Source organism: Ruminiclostridium sufflavum DSM 19573, assembly GCF_003208175.1.
Taxonomy (GTDB): domain Bacteria; phylum Bacillota; class Clostridia; order Acetivibrionales; family DSM-1351; genus Ruminiclostridium; species Ruminiclostridium sufflavum.
In genome coordinates this window covers 65,002-85,522 of sequence record NZ_QKMR01000020.1, presented here as the reverse complement: position 1 = coordinate 85,522, position 20,521 = coordinate 65,002, and the positions used below count along the sequence as shown (strand labels likewise).

Below are 20,521 nucleotides of genomic sequence, written 5' to 3'. Positions count from 1 at the left end.
ATAATTCATTCTGACCGGGGAATTCAATATGCCAGTAATGACTATCAAAATCTGCTAAAAAGATATGGCTTTGTATGCAGTATGAGCAGAAAGGGCAATTGTTATGACAATGCCCCTATGGAATCTTTCTGGGGCAAACTTAAAATGGAATGGCTAAATGATTATAATTTTGAGACCAGAGCTGAGGCTAAAAAGGCTGTTTTTGAATACATAGAACTGTTTTATAACCGTAAAAGGACTCATTCAACAAATGGGTATATTCCACCATTCATGCTGAAGGAAATATCATAGGTATTATAAGAATTAATGAGATAAATAGTGATTCTTGCTGTCCATTTTATTGAGGCAAGGTCATCTCCTATCAATGCTCTACGCTTTTTCTTTTCGGGACTTTCATTCCTTCTTCCCATAAAAAACCTCCAAATTGATGTATTTATTCTAACATCAATTTGGAGGTTTACACAAACTTTGAAACGGTCTCGTCTCTGCATTAAATCATTTTTTCACTCTGAATCCAACTCTCTTATTCTAACTATAGTTCTACTATGTTCAAAATAATAAATACTGTACTTTTTCCCTTTTTTTAAATATTTATAGTCTTGTATACTTTTTGGCACATTATAATTGGTTCCATCAAATTTAACAGTATAGTCATATTTTAATTTTTCTGAACTATAACTCATTGCCTCTATCGTTCCTTTGCTAGCTATTATATTAGGATTAATAAAATCCCTAGTTACATTAAAGTTTAAATAGAATATTCCAATTAAAAAAAACACTGGTAGTCCTCTTGTATAAATTATCTTTACTATATTAGATACAAGTTTGTATTTTTCACTAGGTTTTGATTCTATATCGCACTTTTTACCAATAGTAATACTTTTCCCTTGCCACATAAAAATAATAAGTACAATTAAAACTATGCTAAATATAATATTTCTAACCATCAACTCTTTTAAAATATAAAAATAATAATTTATCATTTTGGTACTTAAATGCCTCCTTTATTCGTAAGCGCTTAATCTTGGGGTGCCTTGTTTGAATCCTTATGACATCAGGATGGCAATTCGGGTGACCATGGCAAATAAGGTGTCAGAGATTCTTGCGTTAATTCTTTCAAGCCCGGCAATTTTGACAGTAGATATACCAAGTACATATATGGGTTGAGTTGATTCGCTTTCGCAGACTCAATCATGCTGTATACAATGGCACTGGCTTTAGCTCCACGGGTCGTATCGGCAAAAAGCCAATTCTTCCTACCTGTGACATAAGGCCTGATGGCATTTTCAGCACGATTGTTGGAAATTTCAATGCGTCCATCCAGCAGAAAATTATTCAGAGTTTCCTTTTGATTCAACGCATAGGTGACCGCTTTTCCCAGATTGGAGTTTTGCAATGGATTTAAGAGTGATACCCATTGCCAAAATTCATCAAGAAGTGGGTTTGCGTGTTTTAGACGTTCTTCGTACCGCTCTTCAGCAGATAATTCCACCCAATTCTTTTCCATGGCAAATAAGCGGTTACAGTAATCATATCCAATAGCCGCCTTGGAACTTTTGCTATCTGCTCCATTAGGAATTGCTTCTTCAAATTTGCGCTGTAAATGAGCCCAGCATCCACAATGTATGACATTAGGTACTGCATTGTAACCACTATAGCCATCTGTTTGGAGATAACCCGAAAAACCTTCCAGAAACCGTCTGGCATGCTGACCGGATCGTGTCGGTTGGTATTCAAACAAAACGGCCGGAGTCGGACTTTGACTGGAAGTGTAGACCCACATTCGTGATTCTGTGGTTGCTTTCCGGCCAGGCTCTTTCAATACCTGCAGGACAGTTTCGTCTGCATGGATCAACGGCTCGGTCACCAGATGTTTCTTAATGGCATTATACACTGGTTCAAGCCATTCATGGCTTGGACGTATAATCCAGTTGGACAGAGTAGCTCTGGAAAGTTTCACTCCTTGGTTGACCCAGTCTTTTTCCTGTCGGTACAAAGGCATTCCATTTGCATATTTTTGGTACATTACATAAGCCACAGTTGAAGCAGAAGCAAGGCTGCGTTTCATAACAGGTTCAGGGACAGGAGATTTGACAATATTAGCTTCGCAAGTCTCCTTCTCACATTCCTTGCATACATAATTAAAGCGAATATATCTCAATATACGTACCTGGGCAGGGATGATCTCTAGTTCGTCCCGGACATATTCCTTGCCGATATACCTCAAGTCAGCATTACATATATCGCAGGTACGTTTGTCTTCATCCAGATCACAAACGACTTCCACCACGGGTATTGTTTCTGCCAGTTCTTCCTTGGTTCGCTTGGGTTTTCTGGCATGTGCTGCCACAATGGTCTGTACGGTAGGTTCTTCCGCCTTGTTGCCGGCCTCAAGCTCTGCCTCGTTGAATAAGGATAGCTGACCGCTATCTTCACCAAAAACATAACGCCGCTTTTCGCTAGATTGGCCATATAAAGCTTTTTGAGATTTAATAAGAAGCTCAGTAAGTTGTTCAATACGAACTTGCTGGTTTTCCACTGTTTTTTCCAAAGAGGAAACATATTCAATTTGATTGGGAGAAAGCCCTGTAATATCAATCTTTTGCATAAGTTAATTATACCATTATCAGTCTGAAATTTCCAGCTAAAACACAGTAAAATCAATACTTTTTATCACTTTTTTATCAAAAGATATCACCCTGTTTTGCTTCCCGAATTGCTTTAGGCTGATCAATCACCAAGCCATCCATAAGCCACCGAAATTCCTGCATTGTAAGACGTCTTGCCTGCTCTGGTGTACGAGGCCATTTGAAGCTTCCGTTCTCCAGACGCTTGTACAGTAGGACAAAACCGTCTCCTTCCCAATAAAGAGCTTTTATCCTATCTCTTCTTTTTCCGCAGAACAAAAACAGACTGGGAGAAAATGGATTCATGCCGAAAGTTCCCTTTATGATTGCGGCGAATCCGTCGATTGACTTTCGCATATCAGAATATCCGCAGACAATGTAAATGTCTTCTGCCTTTGTAAAGTCGCCTAACATATGTTTTTCAATGCAGATAGAACTGCTTCGATGGTTTCCCTGGAAGTTCCATCATGTATATCTACACAAATTGAAGACAGATGGATCGTGACTGCTGCAGATGTTTCTGCTTGCCGGAAAGATATAGGTACAATCTGCTGCTCTGTCTTCTGAGGTACAAGTTGTCTGGCATCGCATGCTAAGGCACGTACTCTTCGTAGCAGTAGTAATATGATTTGATTTTGATGTCGTTCTGGCTGCACCAATCGACAACCGTCATCCCACTGGCTTGACAGGTCTGGATGATTTTAGTCCACTGCTTTATTCTGAAGTCGTTTTTGGTACCTGTAATTTTATCCATATCGGGATAGCCTCCTTGGTGATTTCTAAACTTTTTAGACAAAGTCGAAAAACTCTAAAAAGTCTAAAGACTATGTTAGAAGGATTATCTCATACGGATGGATAAACTACTATGAGCTCCAAGATTGAGCGCTTACTAAATATTAAAGATGCTTTTGAATTAAAAACTAAATATACATTAATTTAAAGACATTTCCATTTCGGATTTGTCTTTTTTTTTGTACGCTAAAAAACAAAAAAGGAGCTGAAAAGCATGTTGCCAAACAATGTAATTCTTAAGAAGGAAAGCCTGCAGATAAATAATATGTACGTAAAAACATTTCTTATCACCGACTTTCCGGAAAATGCAATACCGGGAATGCTGTATATTATCACCCATGGAGATCATACAGGTCCGGAAATTATAATAAACTATTCCCTGCACACAAGACCGGCAGCACTTAAATTTGACTGGAAGATGAAAGCCAAGCTGAGGAGGCTGAAGAGAAATATTGATTCACGGCAAACGGGTGATGTGGCGGATGAAGCAAGAAGCGAGGAAGTAAAATCACTGGATTCGCTGTTGTATCTGCGGAACAAGGCATCGGGCAGGTATGCTGATATCTGGCTGTCCGTGACAATATCCTCGGATAACAGTACCCTATTTAAAAAGAGCACCGAGGAATTCGTTAATAAAATGGAGTTCAAGGACTATAAGGTTCAGGAGTTAAATTCCGAGCAGCATAAGGCTCTTGATCTGGCATGGATAGGCGGAGGGAATAATGCACTCTTTGAACGGTATCGCGGAAGAGTACTGGATATGGATGCAATGTCAGCATTTTATCCTTTTCTGGATGGAAGCATAAGCGACGGGCATGGGGCATATGTCGGACACAGGGTAAAGGATGCAACTGCGGTATACAAAGATTTTACATACGGCTCAGATAATCAAAACACTATAGTTGTCGGAGGCTCAGACGAAGGTAAATCAACCTGGATAAAGGGAATGATAGTTTCGCTTTTACTTGAAGGGCTCAAAGTGTATGTGTTTGATGTTGACGGTGAGTACTTCAACCTGTGCAGGGCTGTTAACGGAACTTGGGTTGATTACACAATGGGAACCGGCAAATATGTTGATCCGACCTTTATTGAAAGACCGGTTCTTGATGAAATAGATAGAGATGCTCTTGATGAGGACAGTATGATCAGAGCCGGAGAATCCGATCAGGCGAGATATAACGAAGCGTTTTCAAATACCAGGGCAACCATAAGCCTGCTGTCGGAGAACTTCACAGTTAAAAAGAAAAATGCGTTCGGCCGGGCAATAACAGAAATGTGGGAAAGAGCAGGCATAATCAAAGCTGATCCTTCAACATGGACAAACAGAAACAGTGAGATAGGCCTGCATCCTTTGTACAGAATTATTAAAAGAAACGGTGAAGCAGGAGATGAGGGGGCTTCTGAATTAAAAGAAGATTTATGGACATATTTTGAAGGACCTGACAGTGACTTGTTTGCCAAGGCTGAGTCAGGCGATTGGATGAAGAACTCAAACCTTATAGTTTTCCATGTGGCAAGCTCAGCGGACAACATTGCTGATCAGCAGATTGGAGCGGTGAAAATAATTTCAACAACACATATGACCTGGCAGCAGATAAAAAGGGACAGGATTCTTAAAAGCAGATTTTCTGCTGAAATATTCGATGAGTGGCAGCGTCTCAGGAAAAATCCGTATGCAAGAGCTCCTGTTTTCAGAAGTGTGACAACAGGCCGTAAATTTAATGATCAGACAATTCTGGGCTTTAATGATCCTTCGGTTCTGTTTACTGAAGACGGAGGGGAAGCATTGTGGGATAACACGAAATACAAGGTATTCTTCAGACTTGAGGAAAAATCTGTTAAAAGGCTTGCTGAGTCTGCGAGTATGCCCGATGAAGTAGTTCAAAAATGGCTCACTCTGGATAAGTACAATTTTATTTTCAGACAGAGAAACGGCGGCAGGGATATTTATGACATTCTGAAAATGGAATTGCCTCAAAGCGAGCTGTCAAGGCTATCAAGTACAAGAGGAATAACTAGAAAATGACAAAGGAGGTAGACAAGCTTGGAGATAATATTTTTAGGTGCAAAAAGTAAACTCAAGAGAAAAATATTACTTTGGTGTATTGGAGCAGGTCTGCCAGTTTTGCTTTTTTTATCCGTTTTATTCATAGCATGCCTTATGCCGCTTTTAATATTTGGCGGCGAGGATATTTATAAATCGCCTGTCACATATGACCAATATTATGGAGCGGAGTCAGGCGGAGCAGCGTTCAAGCTCAGCGGGAAAGGGGAGTACTTCTTTCCGGTTGATACCGAGAAAATTATTATCGATTCCGGCTTTGGAATGAGAATGCACCCAATACTGAAGACTCTTAAAATGCATACAGGAATAGATATAGACTGTGAAACCGGAACAATAATTTATGCAGCCGAGTCGGGAACTGTTTCATTCGCCGGAGAATCGGGAGGCTATGGAAACCTTATCAAAATAACGCATCAAAACGGGTATGTCACCTACTATGCACACCTGTCAAAAATATTGGTGCCGGAAAGCAGCATTGTTGACAGGGGGCAGGTTATAGCCTATGCAGGAAGTACCGGTTTATCAACTGGACCGCATCTTCACTTTGAAGTTCGGAAAAATAATGAGCCGGTGGATCCGAGTACTTATCTGGGGCTTGTAAGAGACATACCTGATGTTCTGCCTGATGATCTCAAATACATTGAAATAAACACAGACAACCTGAAAAAATGGTTGAATGCCAGAAACTCCATACTTGCGGATGAGCCATATACTTCGGGCATTGTTAATGCCGCAAAAGAGTACAACGTAAATCCGATTCTGCTGTTTGCTATAACAGGACAGGAGCAATCCTTTGTCCCCAGAACCGGCAAGAATGCTGTAAAAATAGCAAATAATCCGTTTAATGTATATCACAGCTGGTATGAATACAATACGAATGTCAATGATTCGGCCAAAATAGCAGCCAACACAATAATTAAGCTGAGCAAAGGCAGACCGGAATCTGTTAATCCCCTGGCATGGATCAACCTAAGGGGCGGAGCCGGAGGCTATGCGGAAGATCCTAATTGGTGGGTTGGGGTTTCTATGATATTTCAGAAAATAAAAAGCAGCATATAGTTATATTTCGAGTGAAATTATTTCGTTTGAAGCCTGTTAATAGAATGCTTAATTTCCTGAAGGTCAAGAAGAGGTATAGCTTACAGATATAAGTCATGTAAATAAGGAGGAGGCTGTATGATGCAAAAAAACAACAATTATATTTTTAAAATAGGCTCATCAAAAACAGATAATCCCAGAGAAAAAGAAAGTATAAAAAATAATTCTAAAAAAACAGGCAGGCCGTTAAAGGTTGCCGGCAGATGCAAGACAAAGTACGTGAAGGTGTTTTGTACCGAGGAGGACTACCTGTATTTTCAAAAATACTGTGAGGAGCAGAATATTTCCGGCTCTGAAATGCTATACAGATACCTCAGGAGGATGATAAGAAGCAACAAAAAAATTTGAGAAACAAAGGTACTAAATAAGACCTTTAAAAGTACTTTTTAAGTACCTGAAAACTCATACGGAGGGAATGGTTAAATGGTTAATATGACAGCCTTCATAGCAGTTCTGATAATTATTTTAATTATTGCGGGGAAATATGCAGGCAAAACAGTTATGAATGCTGTAAGGATAGGTACGCTTATCCTTGCACTGATATCTTTAATAAAAAACTGGAATATAACTTCTGAAGCTTTAGTATGTTTTTTCAATAAAGCTATCCCGTTTGTATATAACAAGGTAAGTCAGTTTTTACTATGGGTAATATCAAGTTCCCATGAAATTTCCGATAAGGCCTTAAAAAAATTATTACGATAGGAGCGTGTTTTGAGATGCTGAATATATTGAATATTGATTTCTGGAAAAACTCAATTATAGTGCTGATTTTTATTTTATCCGCTGTGGTCATATTACCGGAGCTGAAGGAGTGGTTTATAAACACTCCCTGGGACAGTAAAGGAAGCCGGCAAAAAAATATGCAGGAGGAAAACAATAACAAAGCGAAGATGACTTTCAAGGAGTACGTCTATAAAGCAGTACGGCATACTGTGACGGGATACCTTGCATTGATTATAATCGGCTGCATCCTGTTTGTGTTAAAAAACTTCTCACATGGGTTTGGCAATGCGGTTAAAAAAGGAATTTATACCATCCCTAATACACGGTATGCATTAAATATAAGTTTTTTAGATTACTATCTGAAATTTTCTATAGAATGGATAATTATTCTGGCAACAGGTCTATTAGCTTTCTTACTGTTTAAAAAGATAACCGGGACTAAAAAGGGTACTCTAAAAGTACCTGAAAAGCATAAGAACGAAGAGCCGGAGAAGAACAAAAAGGCCATCTGCGAAGGCTCATTAAGGCAAGGCTGTCCGCCTGTTTCATTGCTTAAGCAATATCAAGAGCAACGGGCTGATCGGGAAAAAAATGAAAATATAAAGCTTAAGCTTAAACTGCAGCAGTGCTTTGATGAATACAGCCTGAGCTTCCTATCGATAATAAAGGTTGAAGCAGGGCCAACGATAACAAGATTTACTGTCAGGATGGATACAACGGGGAGGCTTAACCAGCTTTTTAAAATAGAACGGGAGATATCCATGTACCTGGGAGTAGAGAGCATTTCAATGTCTTACTCTGCCAGTGGAGTTATAATTGATGTTCCAAATAGGGAAAAGACAAACGTAAGCTTCAGAGAAATAATAGAAGATTTTTCAGAGATAAAAACAGAAAATCCGTTACATATTCCATTAGGAAAGACAGCAATAGGCAATCTTCAAACGCTTGCTATAAATGAATTGCCTCATTTATTAATAAGCGGCTCAACAGGATCAGGAAAATCAGTATGCATAAACGAAATAATAATCAGCATTCTCTATAATGCATCTCCGGAAGAAGTTAAGTTTATATTTGTAGATCCAAAGGTAGTTGAAATGAGCTGCTATAACGGTATTCCGCATTTGTTTGCACCTGTTATAACAGAGCCTGCCAAGGCTGCGGCAATGCTGGAGTGGGTAGTTCAGCAAATGGAGGAAAGGTACAAAAGGCTGGCTGCCGAAGGCGTAAGAAATATCCAATCCTATAACGAAAAGCTAAAAAATAAAGAAAAAATGCCCTCAATAATAATAGTAATTGACGAATTGGCAGACTTGATGCTGGTAGCTAAAAAAGGTAAAAATAAAAATGAGAACTCAGTAGAAGAATCAATTCAAAGGCTTGGACAAAAGGCAAGAGCTGCAGGCATTCATTTAATAGTAGGGACACAGCGTCCGTCTGCAGATGTAATTACCGGAACAATAAAAACTAATATCCCTGCAAGAATAGCATTTCAGGTTGCAGATGGAATAAACTCAAGAATAATCATTGACTGCAACGGAGCAGAGAAATTATTGGGCAGAGGTGACGGGCTTCTGCTCACGCCTGGATCACTTGCAAGATTTCAGTCAGCATTTATATCGGATGAAGAAATAGAGGGGGTTGTTACATGGTGGAAGAACCGTGATAAAGATAATACTGTAAAAGAATATCTTGATTTTAACCGAGCCGTAACGGATATGGAAAAGGAGGCAATACAGGACAATAATTGCTTTGATGCTTCTCATACTGTTAGTGATACTGGCTCAAATTTAAATAAGGCTCAGTTAAGCGGAAGCGAAGACTGCTATAAACAATTAAAGCAATATATTGCCAAAATGGCATTAAGTGATGAGGAGGAGGTGTTTCTTCCCCGTACCAGAAGTATGGAAGAAGAACTGGGAATAAACCATAGATATACAATTGAAAGTCTTAATAGATTAGCTGAGGAGGGCTGGATTATAAAAACGGGAAATGGTGATAGCCCAAGGTTTATGAAGTATCAGTTATTATTGTCACAGGATGATGCGAGATTGGAACTCGGAGATTAGAACATTACCAATTTTGATTGGTTACATTTCATTGGTTACAAGATTTAGAATGCTTATAAATACTAGGGTTTAAATTGAATAACCAATTAAAATAACCAATGAAAAGTAACCAATAAAAATAATGAAAAACATAATCGTTTCTGTTTTCATAGTTAATTGCTATGTGATTTATTGACATATTTTCGAGGGGGGTTATAATATAATATATACTAAATTTAGTAAAAGAGGGTATTTGATACATAATATTACAATTTGACTTTAAAAATTTTCATATTATGAATTTCTAAATTTTCACATAGAAGGAGGGCAGCAGTGAGGAAAGTTAATAATGATTCATTACCTCATTTTATAAATTTAGTAAAATCAAAATACGTAACTAAAATCGGAGGTAAAAATGCCATGAAAAAAATATTGATTTTTAAGAGAATAGTTAGCCTTATAATTATAATTTCTATTATTTTCACTTTTAGTAGTTTCGCTTCAGAAACTTCTACAATTGACATAGGTGAAAGTGTAGGGTCTCAAGTTATTCTGTCTATACCATATAGTAGTGATATTATTGGTATTACAGGAATGGATGGAGAAGGTGGAGAAGAAGATACTGGGCCAGAAAGTTTTTTTATTACTGAGGATAACCATATATTTATTCTTGATTCTAATAATTACCAAATACTTAATTTTTACAATGGGGAAGTTATTGAAACAATTAAGGTAGATACATGCAAGGAGCATATGATTGATATTGCCATCGCTGAAGAAAATATATATATTTTGCTTAACAATGATGTTATTATAAAAGTTGATCATAATGGTACAGTACTTGAAAAAATCGATATTGCATCATATGGATATAAGAATAAAGTTAATTTCTTAAATATTACAGAAGAAATAGCGATTAAGTCAAAGAGCATTAACATTGAAGATGGATGTCTAAAAGTACTTTTTAAAGATGGGAAATCACATAATTTAACTAATAAAAAGGATACTGTTGAAGAAAGAAATATTGGAATATCTAAAGATGGTTTTAACGATATTTCATTAGGTGAGAGTAAGATTAAATTTCCTTCATTTTCTCAGCCGGTGTCTGCTAAAAAAGTAAAATCAACAAAGAATTATGATATTTATTACACATCAGAAATATATGACTCTATTGATGGTGTTATAATGGATCGAAGACTGTACTTTGCTGATTCTCATAAGATTATCAAATATGTTCAGCTTGAACAGGAACCTTTTTCTTTACCTAATAGGTTATATAGAGTCATGGAAGATGGTACTGTATATCAAATGGTTACATCAGATGATAGACTTAGTATTAAAAAACTTGGGTATTCAAATGAGTATTCCTCAAAACCATCATATATTAATAATTTAAAAAGTGAATCAGTTTCTATGAATATAAATAATACTGCAGATAATATGATATCTGTAGCAAGTGCAGCAGATGATGTGGCTAGTCGTGTTCAGTCCTTAGTATACTACAATTGGTCATATAACCCTGCGACGCATGGAAATAAAACATCTAATGGTGTTCCGAGCTCAGTTGTTCAGCCTAGTTATCTAGTTGGCCTTTCACAAATTACATCCCAAGTTGGAATTCCTTACAGCTATGGTGGATCATATGGTATTGATGTAACATACCATACATATCCTAATAATTTAACATTTCCGCAGGCTGTTTCTGCGGGAAGATATACAGGGAATGCCGGCAATGCTGTTACAACACCTATTACGGCTGGTATTGATTGTTCAGGACTAGTTAGTGTGGCTTTTAATTTGGGTAGTAAATATGGTACAGGTAACTTAGTGTCAAGCTCTGGTCCCTTTAAAACAGTAACGGGAGCTCCTCAGTGTATGGATATCTATAACAATTCGGGTGATCATGTTTTTATATTTTATACTAGCAGTACTATCGCTGGAGAACTATACTATAATATATATGAAGCTACTACAACCTATAATTATCGAGGCGGCGGAGGTGCTCATGCTGACAAAACTGTTGGTGCAGGATTTTATGTCGATGATGCAAATCTTTCTGGATATGTTCATGCTAGGCGAAGTGGATGGTAGATAAGTAGTTCAAAAATTGATTTACACTTCTGTAGGATTCGAATAAAAAACTTGGCATCATATAGAACTTAACAGAATGGGAGGGAAAAAATAAAAATATGAAGAGAATAAAATTTTTATTATTGATAGTCAGTTTATTGGTCTCTTTTATCATGGTTTCTTGTTCCAGTCTTGAAGGAAATGATACGCCAGTAAGTACTACTACAAATAACTCTGAATTGCTTTTAGAAAATAATACTCTAAGGAATGAAAATGACAAGTTGACTTCTGAGAATGATTCTTTGAAATCAAGAAATGAATATCTTGAGAAAGCAATGAAAGAATCCAGTATCTCACCGTTGTTAAACAATTACACTGTAGATGTGCTTCTTAATAAAATTTACACTGAAAAAGGTAAGGTTGATATATTTCCTGGAAGATTGCAAGAAATACATGTAAAAGAGGTTGGGGAGGAAACATATTTTATCTTTACTATCGATAGAATGGCGGTTAATACAAAATGGGATGGCCCGGGTTCAGATTCAGGGAACGGTTATTTTATAAATTCTGAAAAAAAATATGAAGAGTACAAGGGTGGACTTAGTACGATTTTCTCATATCAGGGATATGAAAATACCATAAAAAAAAGAGAAGCTATTCTTAATGATTCCAACTATAAAAATGATCGGATTTTTAATTTTTATATGATCAATGATGAGATTGTTTTTGTTGGTCCAGATCCAGGACCTTAATAAAATATCATAATCATATATAACTATATATAACATGAAAAGGCAGTCAAATAGGAAGTATATACATTGGGGTAAAAAAATAAACAGATTAAAAATTTATTCGAATCAGAGGATTACTCAGAAATGGGTAGTCCTTTTTGCGTCTAATCAATATTTGTTTTTTTAAGAATATCAGTCAAGGAGAATTTTAACACTACGGCATTTGTTCCAGCACTTACTTATTTATTACACAATAAAATCTTTTAGACTTATTAAAGTGTTGAATCCCATAAAACGGAAAAAGTCAAAATTGTTGAAACCTTCAGATAAAGCTTAATAGCACATTTTTTGCAGAAGTGCTTGCAGCATTAAAAGTGAAATCCTGTATTAATTGGTAACTGTCATTCTTACTCTAGCTCAACTATTATTGCAAAATTAATACAAGAATAATTAAATATATAATAATTTGTTTGAAATTTTTATTATTTTATGATAAAGTTTACGTTGATAATTTTTAAATATTTTGTAATATATTTGAAAATTATCAACTCTATAGTAGCAAATTTTGTAATTAGTGTTTCTTTATTTTATAGTGTGACAAATGACATGAATTTTAGTATATGCAGCTGCGAAAGATGTATAGGATATAAATAGAATGACAAAAGTCAATTACGATCGGCTAAATAAACGATTGCATCGTCTGGATAATATCGGACGATAGTTTGGGTTTTGAGGCTAACCTCCACATCCTGCTTTAGCATAATAAAGTAATTCTATCATTGTGTAGGTACGCATCTTTTTACAGCTTTATCTTGATTTTTTAGGCTGAAGTCTCCTGAAGTATAAAAAAATCATACAAACCTAAACTGCATTGAAAACCAGCTTAAAAGCAATATTCTCTCTGGAAAGACGATTTACATCATCCGGAGGCTTTGTAATTGATTTTGGTAATACTATTTCATATTTAAAATATAAAAAGTAATATTTTGAAATATGCACGGCTTGATGCGGTGCATTGCATATAAAGTTGTTTTGTGCAGAATGTGGGACAGGGGCATAAATATGAAGGGTATGAGTAATAAAATGAACTATAGTGTTCTAATGTCTGTTTATAAAAAAGATAATGCTGATTGGCTGGCTTTGAGTATTGAAAGCATGTTAAACCAAACACTTAAGCCTAATGAAATAGTTATTATAGAAGATGGACCATTAACAGAGGAATTAAATCAAGTTTTACATAATTTTTATAATGAATTTCCAAGTGTGTTCAAAATTGTTGCACTACCGAAAAATGTTGAACTGGGTCTTGCTCTTCGAAGGGGAATTCTTGAATGTAAAAACGAATTAATTGCCAGAATGGATTCAGATGATATTTCTGTACCGGTCAGGTGTGAAAAACAAATAGAATATATGTGTTCTCACCCGGATATCGGTATGGTAGGATGCATAATTGATGAATTTATTAATGAAACTTCTAATGTAATTGCGCATAGAATCCTTCCGGAAAAGCATAACGAAATTGTTAAATTTTCTAAAAGAAGAGTTCCTATCACACATCCTACAGTTATGTTCAGAAAAAGTGATGTATTAAGATGTGGTAATTATAAAGAACGATATCTTGTAGAGGATTATGATATTTTTGTAAGATTACTTATGAATGGAGTAAAAGCGTATAACATACAAAGCCCATTGGTTTATGTCAGAGTTAGCGATGATTTTTATAAACGTCGGGGAGGAAGAAGATATCTAACGTCTCTTTTGAGCTTTAATGTGGAACTTTATAGAATGGGATGGACATCAAAAATTGATTTCATGGTTCGGTCAATAGCTAACATTGTTGTATGCTTTATGCCTAACATGATACGTGATATTATTTATAAAAAATTACTGAGAAAGCAGGTTGTATAATTTTGAAGATTTCGTTAATAACATTACATAGAGTGCCTAATTATGGATCTGTTCTACAGGCCTTTGCTACTCAGTTGGCAATAGAAAAATTTGGACATAGTGTGGAAGTATTGGATTATTATCCTGAAAGGATGCATTTCATTGGAATGCTAAAAAGGATAAAGAATAAAAAAGACATTCTCAAAAACAATCCTGTTTTGTGTTTTGCAACGCGTTGTATTATGATACCTTCATATATAAAAAGATTTCATGTTTTCTCATGTTTTTTAAAGAAACATATAACCCTTTCAGATAAAACTTATTTTAATAAAGAAAGTATTCGAAATGCTCCTATTGAGGCAGATGTATACTGTACAGGAAGTGACCAGGTTTGGAATGCGGAATGGAACGAAGGAATAGATTACCCGTTCTTTTATGATTTTGGTAAAGCTGAAACCCTGCGGATTGCTTATGCAGCAAGTTTTGGTAGATCACAATTGAAAGATTGGGAGATTGACGAAATGAAAAGGCTTCTACAAAAGTATAAATGTATTTCTGTAAGAGAATCATCAGGAGTTGACATACTTAATACATTAAATTTAACCGGCAGCCTTGTTTTAGACCCTACACTGCTTCTTAATAAAAGTGAATGGAGTAAAATTGCTTCTAACAAGTATAAAAATAAAAAATATGTACTTTTATATAATTTAAACCGAGAGTCTGAGCTGTATAAGATTGCAAAGTCTTATGCCTACATAAATAAAATGCCTCTTTATTCTATTTCCTACAATTTACATGAAATTATAAAGCCGGGCAAACTTGTATTTTGCCCAAAAGTTGAAGAATGGTTATCATTAATAAAAAATGCACAATGCGTGTTTTCAGATTCATTACATGCAACAGCCTTTTCAATTAATTTCAATACTGATTTTTATGCATATTATCCTCATAAATTCAGCACAAGATTAGAAAGCTTAATCAAGCTGACGGGCTTTGAAAATCGGGTTATAAGCAAAAGTAAAGTTATACATAATGAGAAGATTGATTTTACTGTGGCTAATAGAATTATTGAAAAGGAAAGAAGGCTATCATTAGGGTTTTTGAAGGAAGCATTGGAGCAATAGCAGAAAGGATTTTTTATGCCTGCTTTTATAAAAATAGATAAGAAAGAAGATTGTTATGGCTGTAGAGTTTGTGAACAGATTTGCCCACACAATTGTATTTCTGTGTCAGAAGATGCGGAAGGGTTTAAGTATCCGGCTGTAGATGAAAATCTATGTACTGAATGTGGGATATGTATAAAGCATTGCCCTAAAATAAATAATACTATATTTGAAGAGAGTCAATTAAAAGAGCCAGAGGTATTTGCTGCTAAATTAAAAAATGAGCAGGTTCTTCTAAAAAGCTCATCCGGAGGAATGTTTTCTGCAATAGCAGAGCTTGTTATTGAAAAAGGCGGGGTTGTTTTCGGTTGTGCTTTAGATAAGGATTTTATCGCGAAGCATATTTGTGTTGAAAATAAGGTTGATTTGGAAGGTTTGCGGGGTTCAAAATATGTACAAAGTGACTTGAATAGCTCTTATTTAAAAGCCAGAGACTATTTAATGCAAGGAAGATTGGTTTTTTATACAGGTACACCCTGCCAAATCAGTGGGCTGAAAGCTTTTTTAGGCAAGGACTGTGAGAATTTAATAACTGCGGATTTGATTTGTCATGGAACACCAAGTCAAAAGCTTTTTTCAAAATACCTTGACTGGCTGCAAAATAACCTTGGTGAACAGCTACTTACGTATGAGTTCAGAAATAAAGATAAGATGGGATGGGGATTATGTTATAAGGCAGCTACCAGAACAAAAACAAAATATTCACATGGGGACTTTGATCCATATTATAGTGCATTTTTAAAAGCTAAGACCTACAGGTATACTTGTTATTCATGTAAATATGCTACAACAGTTCGTGAAGGCGATTTTACACTTGCAGACTATTGGGGGATTGAACTTTGCCATTCTAAATTTTATTCAAGTAAAGGAGTATCACTACTACTAATTAATTCATTAAAGGGACAAGTCTTTTTTGAAGAATTAAAAGGAAGAATAGATTATATTCCTTCAAAATTAGAGTATGCAAAAATGAAGAATGGAAATTTAGAACATCCAGCTAAAAAGCCATACATAAGGGATTTTATTTATAAAGAGCTTGACAGCATGGATTTTGATACATACCTGGAAAGAAACCTTAAATTGGACAGTAAGTTTAGAGTAGGTATTAAGCTGATTGTTCCTATACCAATTAAAATAGCTTTGAAGAAATTATTATATAAAATAAAGGAAGGTAAATGATAGAAAAATATGAAAGTGCTTTATGTAGTGCCTAACTTAAGAATAGCACATGGTGTTGCAAGCTATGCAATGAACTATTATAGGAATATTGACAAAGAGAAAATACATATTGACTTTTTTTTACTTAAATCAATAGAAACGCCATATTATGATGAAATCAAGAATAGCGGTGGGAAAATATATGTGCTTCCAGATTACAAAAGTAATCTTAAAAAAGCGTTTAAATATATAGACTGTATACTTAAAGAAGAGAAACATGATATTATACATTGCAATGTCGTGAATTCTGGTATTCCATTCTTGTATTATGCAAAAAAGAATAAAATTCCGGTGAGAATTCTCCATAGTCATGGTACAAAATCTGCTGAAAAGAAATGGAAAGAAATAAGAAATAATATACTGTCACCAATTTCAAAGCATTATGCAAACACTTATTTTGCATGTTCAAAAATGGCTGGAGACTATTTGTTTAAAGGCAAAAGCTATACGGTAATTAATAATGCCATTGATATTGAAAGATTTATCTACAATCAGGATATAAGAGATAGCTTGAGAAAAGAATTGAAGGTTGAAGATAAATTTGTTCTGGGAACTGTAGGAAGACTATGTGAACAAAAGAATCCCAAATTCGCAATAAAGGTATTTGCGGAGTTGCTCAAAACCAACCCAAATGCTGTTTACTGGTGGATAGGTACCGGGCCATTGGATAATAAAATAAAAGATTATGTACATAGAATCGGAATTGAAAAATCAGTTTTCTTCTTGGGCAATAGAACAGATGTAAACCAGCTTTATCAAGCTATGGATGTGCTGTTCCTGCCATCACTATATGAAGGACTCCCAGTGGCAGGGATAGAAGGTCAAATATCAGGATTGCCAATGCTTGTATCTGATACTGTTACCCATGAAATGAAAATTACTGATAATGTTAGGTATATTACACTAGATAAAAGCTTAGATGAATGGGTGAATGAGATAATAAACATCAGCAAGCAGACTAATCGAAATTTGGACATCCAGAAATTGATTGAGGCAGGGTATGAAATTAAAGCTTCTACACAGAAGTTGTCAGATAAGTATTGTGATTTGATAAAGTCAATTACTATCGGTCGATAGTTTGAGTTTGAGGCTAAAGCCTTTTGAAGTAAAAACCATTTTTAAACTCAAACTGTGTTTAAAGCCTGCTTAAAAGCCTGATTCACTCTAAAAAAACGATATTCTATCGTTCGAAGACTTTGAACCGTAATTGACTTTGGTAATGCAAAATATTTATAAAGAAGGTGCCAAGTCCATGCCAGTACGTCAATGGAGCTTTGTGTCCAAATGTGGGGCATGGACATAATAATGATAATTTATATAATATTAATGTTAACAGTTTTGTTATGTGGTACTGCTCTAAATGTAAATTATACACAAAAGAGAAAGAGAAATTTTCTGCTGTTGTTTTTTACTATAATAACCGCATTGGCAATGCTCCGTAAATATACTGTTGGCATAGATACAAAGCATTTTTGCAATGGATATAAAGTAATCAGTAATCTAAACTGGAACAGCTTTGATAATATCAACTATGAATGGGGCTTTACTGCGCTGTGTAAGCTTTTAAACTATATATCACCAGAGCCTCAATTGCTTATTATCGTCAGTAGCTTATTAATTTTTCCTCCGGTTGGAATGTTTATTTATAAAAGTTCAGAGGATGTTGTATTAAGTACATATATATTTATATCGTTAAATATTTTTTCTATGAATATGAACGTAATGCGTCAATCCATTGCGGTAGGAATTATATTATTAGGATTGGAATATTTGAAGAAAAACAAGTATTTATTTTTTATAGCATTTGTACTTTTTGCAAGCATTTTTCATCAATCAGCGATAATATGCTTGATAATGATAGTGTATTATAGAATGAATTATAAAAAACGAACTTTACTATATACTTTAATTGCATGTGTTATAGGATTTGTTGGATTTAAGTATATTTTCAAATTTGCTGTGAATCTTTTTGAAAATTATGCGGGCTATATTGACTCTGAGTTTGCAGTTTCAAACTATTTCGGAACTGCTTTCAATCTTTCGATATGTGCTATTATTCTGGTTTTTGGACTGATTTACTATAGAACAGATGGTATATATCTTTTGAAAAAAGAGTTAAATAACCAGATTAGCTACGATTTTCAGGCTTATTCAATTTCAGCTTGTTTATTCTGTTTAGTAGTTGGACTGCAAATGACTATTTTATTAAGAGCAAAACTGTATTTTACTGTATTTTATATTTCATGGCTGCCCAACGCTATATATATGATAGATTTTAAGAGCATAAGAATACTGTACAAGGTCTTATTTGTTAGCTTTACAATGTTATATTTTATAATAATTGCAGTATATAGGCCTGAATGGTATGGTGTAGTTCCATATGAGTTCTCTTGGCAGTAATGCTGAATTAATTTTAAATCACTAAATTTAGCTGTTAGAAGACATGGGTCAATTACGGTTCAAGCCTTCAGCCGATTAAGCTCGAAAAATAAATTTTGTGCCGACATTGTACATTTTCAAGCTGTAAAAAAATGTGTAACTCAACCATTATATAATTATTATAGTATGCTGCAAATATGCGTGGAGGTTAGATTCGAACCGATAGTAATAGACTTTGTTTTACGAGGAGTATGCCATGATTTCAGAAATAAAAAGGAAAATCCGAAAGCACGAGAAGCTATGTAAAGTGGCAAAATGCATTTATAGATTATTATTTAAAGTTAAAAATTATCCTAAGGAATTAAAAAAATCTCATATAGCAATTGAGAGAGTTAGAGCAATTCAAAAGGACGCTTCAAAGAAAAGAATATGGTACATGTGCGTTCCTGACCATTCAAATCTTGGAGACCAAGCTCAAGCGTTTTGTATAAGAAAATGGTTTAATACATACTATTCTGATTTTGAGGTTGTTGAGCTAATGACAACTTCTATAAATGCAAATAGATTTAACTTGTTAGATGAAATAGCTGAGAAGATAAAGTCGGCTGACAAAATTTTCTTTCAAAGCGGATATACTTCAACAGACACTAACCGCGATGAAATAGCTCACAGAATGATAGTGAAACAATTTGAGAATAACCACATAATATTCTTTCCTCAGACTGTACGATACTCATGTGAAAAGGAAATGAGAATTACTTCGGACATTTATAATAAGCATAAAAACATAACCGTTATGGCTAGAGACAAGGTCTCTTATGAAACGGCAAAGGAGATGCTGACAAGTGCTGAAGTATTGCTATATCCTGATATAGTTACATCGTTGATTGGCAAATATTCATTTAATAATAAAAGAAGCGGTATCTTATTTTGTATGAGAAATGACAGTGAGCAATATTACGAGAAAGCTCAGATTGAGGCTTTAAGGAAGCGATTGTGTGCAATTTCCCCCACAGATTTAACTGATACAACAATAAAGATGAGCTATAAAGAATTGTCAACTGAATTCAAAAGAGTGCTGGAAGATACATTTGATAAGTTTTCTCAATATAAATTAGTTATTACCGATAGATATCATGGAACAATATTTACATTAATAGCACAAACGCCGGTAATAGTAGTAAACTCAACCGACCATAAGCTTTCATCAGGTGTGGACTGGTTTAAGGGCGTTTATGATGATTACGTTTATTTTGCAGGAACATTGGAGGAAGCATACGAAATAGCTTGCAAGCTTATAAAAAAAGAATACCATTATCATATTGAAGATTATTTTGACAAAAACTATTATCAGAAGCTTTATTCACTTCTTGAAAAGGGGGGCTGATTAATCTGGTAATATGTGATGAAACAAAATGTACTGGGTGTATGGCCTGCTATTCAGCTTGCAAGACTGGAGCAATTAGCATAACTACTGATTGCAAGGGGTTTTATATTCCAGAGGTTAATAGTGAGCTTTGCCTTAATTGCGACAAATGTAAAATAGTTTGTCCCTCCCTTAATGAGCTAAGCGGTAGTTCTGATTTTCAACAGCAAACTTTTGCATGCTGGCACAAAGACGAAAAGATTAGAATGATAAGCACCTCAGGAGGCGTATTTTCCGGACTCGTCAGATATGTTCTATCAAAGCAGGGAGTTGCATTTGGAGTCAGATTTGATGATG

At 35.2% G+C, this 20,521-nt stretch carries 18 protein-coding genes and 1 pseudogene; 15 read left to right on the top strand and 4 right to left on the bottom strand.

All coding sequences use genetic code 11. The annotated features are described in order from the left end of the window. Positions 1 to 291, top strand: a 291-nt coding sequence (locus LY28_RS14920; protein WP_165835594.1) for an integrase core domain-containing protein, incomplete at its 5' end; no start/stop codon positions are given. Between the two features lie 212 nt (positions 292 to 503). On the opposite strand, the gene LY28_RS14915 is transcribed toward LY28_RS14920, so the two are convergent. From LY28_RS14915 to tnpA, 4 genes are all read right to left on the bottom strand, one after another. Further along, on the bottom strand, positions 504 to 983 hold the full coding sequence (locus tag LY28_RS14915; protein WP_110462980.1) for a hypothetical protein: 480 nt from the start codon (positions 981 to 983) through the stop codon (positions 504 to 506). 71 nt (positions 984 to 1,054) lie between these two features. After that, a complete protein-coding gene (gene tnpC / locus LY28_RS14910) occupies positions 1,055 to 2,608 on the bottom strand; it encodes an IS66 family transposase (protein ID WP_110462979.1) in 1,554 nt (517 codons plus the stop codon). A 76-nt stretch (positions 2,609 to 2,684) separates the two neighbouring features. Then, positions 2,685 to 3,041 (bottom strand): IS66 family insertion sequence element accessory protein TnpB, encoded by a 357-nt coding sequence (tnpB, locus tag LY28_RS14905; protein WP_110462978.1) that lies wholly within the window; start codon positions 3,039 to 3,041, stop codon positions 2,685 to 2,687. Between the two features lie 178 nt (positions 3,042 to 3,219). After that, a complete protein-coding gene (tnpA, locus tag LY28_RS19210) occupies positions 3,220 to 3,381 on the bottom strand; it encodes an IS66 family insertion sequence element accessory protein TnpA (RefSeq protein ID WP_165835592.1) in 162 nt (53 codons plus the stop codon). Between the two features lie 252 nt (positions 3,382 to 3,633). Between tnpA and LY28_RS14900 the strand changes: the two genes are divergently transcribed. From LY28_RS14900 to LY28_RS19885, 14 genes and pseudogenes are all read left to right on the top strand, one after another. After that, positions 3,634 to 5,445: a TraG/VirB4 family ATPase gene (locus LY28_RS14900; RefSeq protein WP_110462977.1), complete on the top strand. Its 1,812-nt coding sequence runs from the start codon at positions 3,634 to 3,636 to the stop codon at positions 5,443 to 5,445. A gap of 18 nt (positions 5,446 to 5,463) precedes the next feature. Next, entirely contained in the window at positions 5,464 to 6,543 is a 1,080-nt protein-coding gene (locus LY28_RS14895; protein WP_110462976.1) for a M23 family metallopeptidase, read from the top strand. 117 nt (positions 6,544 to 6,660) lie between these two features. Next, positions 6,661 to 6,930: a hypothetical protein gene (locus LY28_RS14890; protein ID WP_110462975.1), complete on the top strand. Its 270-nt coding sequence runs from the start codon at positions 6,661 to 6,663 to the stop codon at positions 6,928 to 6,930. Between the two features lie 75 nt (positions 6,931 to 7,005). After that, on the top strand, positions 7,006 to 7,284 hold the full coding sequence (locus LY28_RS14885) for a hypothetical protein (RefSeq protein ID WP_110462974.1): 279 nt from the start codon (positions 7,006 to 7,008) through the stop codon (positions 7,282 to 7,284). 14 nt (positions 7,285 to 7,298) lie between these two features. After that, positions 7,299 to 9,371, top strand: a complete 2,073-nt coding sequence (locus tag LY28_RS14880) for a DNA translocase FtsK (RefSeq protein WP_110462973.1) — start codon at positions 7,299 to 7,301, stop codon at positions 9,369 to 9,371. A 312-nt stretch (positions 9,372 to 9,683) separates the two neighbouring features. Then, positions 9,684 to 11,441: a hypothetical protein gene (locus LY28_RS14875; protein WP_110462972.1), complete on the top strand. Its 1,758-nt coding sequence runs from the start codon at positions 9,684 to 9,686 to the stop codon at positions 11,439 to 11,441. Between the two features lie 98 nt (positions 11,442 to 11,539). Continuing rightward, the gene (locus LY28_RS14870) at positions 11,540 to 12,172 is read left to right on the top strand and encodes a hypothetical protein (RefSeq protein WP_110462971.1); all 633 of its coding nucleotides are present in this window, start codon (positions 11,540 to 11,542) and stop codon (positions 12,170 to 12,172) included. Positions 12,173 to 13,213: 1,041 nt separating this feature from the next. Continuing rightward, complete coding sequence (locus tag LY28_RS14865) at positions 13,214 to 14,059, top strand: glycosyltransferase (protein WP_165835591.1); 846 nt, start codon at positions 13,214 to 13,216, stop codon at positions 14,057 to 14,059. A 2-nt stretch (positions 14,060 to 14,061) separates the two neighbouring features. Beyond that, complete coding sequence (locus LY28_RS14860) at positions 14,062 to 15,162, top strand: polysaccharide pyruvyl transferase family protein (protein WP_165835590.1); 1,101 nt, start codon at positions 14,062 to 14,064, stop codon at positions 15,160 to 15,162. Positions 15,163 to 15,177: 15 nt separating this feature from the next. Beyond that, positions 15,178 to 16,380, top strand: coding sequence for a Coenzyme F420 hydrogenase/dehydrogenase, beta subunit C-terminal domain (locus LY28_RS14855; protein ID WP_110462968.1), 1,203 nt, complete (start codon positions 15,178 to 15,180; stop codon positions 16,378 to 16,380). Between the two features lie 9 nt (positions 16,381 to 16,389). Further along, a complete protein-coding gene (locus LY28_RS14850; RefSeq protein ID WP_110462967.1) occupies positions 16,390 to 17,496 on the top strand; it encodes a glycosyltransferase family 1 protein in 1,107 nt (368 codons plus the stop codon). A 228-nt stretch (positions 17,497 to 17,724) separates the two neighbouring features. Beyond that, complete coding sequence (locus LY28_RS14845) at positions 17,725 to 18,819, top strand: EpsG family protein (protein ID WP_165835589.1); 1,095 nt, start codon at positions 17,725 to 17,727, stop codon at positions 18,817 to 18,819. A 235-nt stretch (positions 18,820 to 19,054) separates the two neighbouring features. Then, positions 19,055 to 20,185 carry a polysaccharide pyruvyl transferase family protein gene (locus tag LY28_RS14840; RefSeq protein ID WP_110462965.1) on the top strand — a complete coding sequence of 377 codons (1,131 nt, stop codon included), beginning with the start codon at positions 19,055 to 19,057 and terminating at the stop codon, positions 20,183 to 20,185. Beyond that, positions 20,182 to 20,343, top strand: a pseudogene (locus LY28_RS19885) (4Fe-4S binding protein); the annotation flags it as partial. The gene LY28_RS14840 and the pseudogene LY28_RS19885, both read left to right, overlap by 4 nt. Between the last annotated feature and the right edge of the window lie 178 nt (positions 20,344 to 20,521).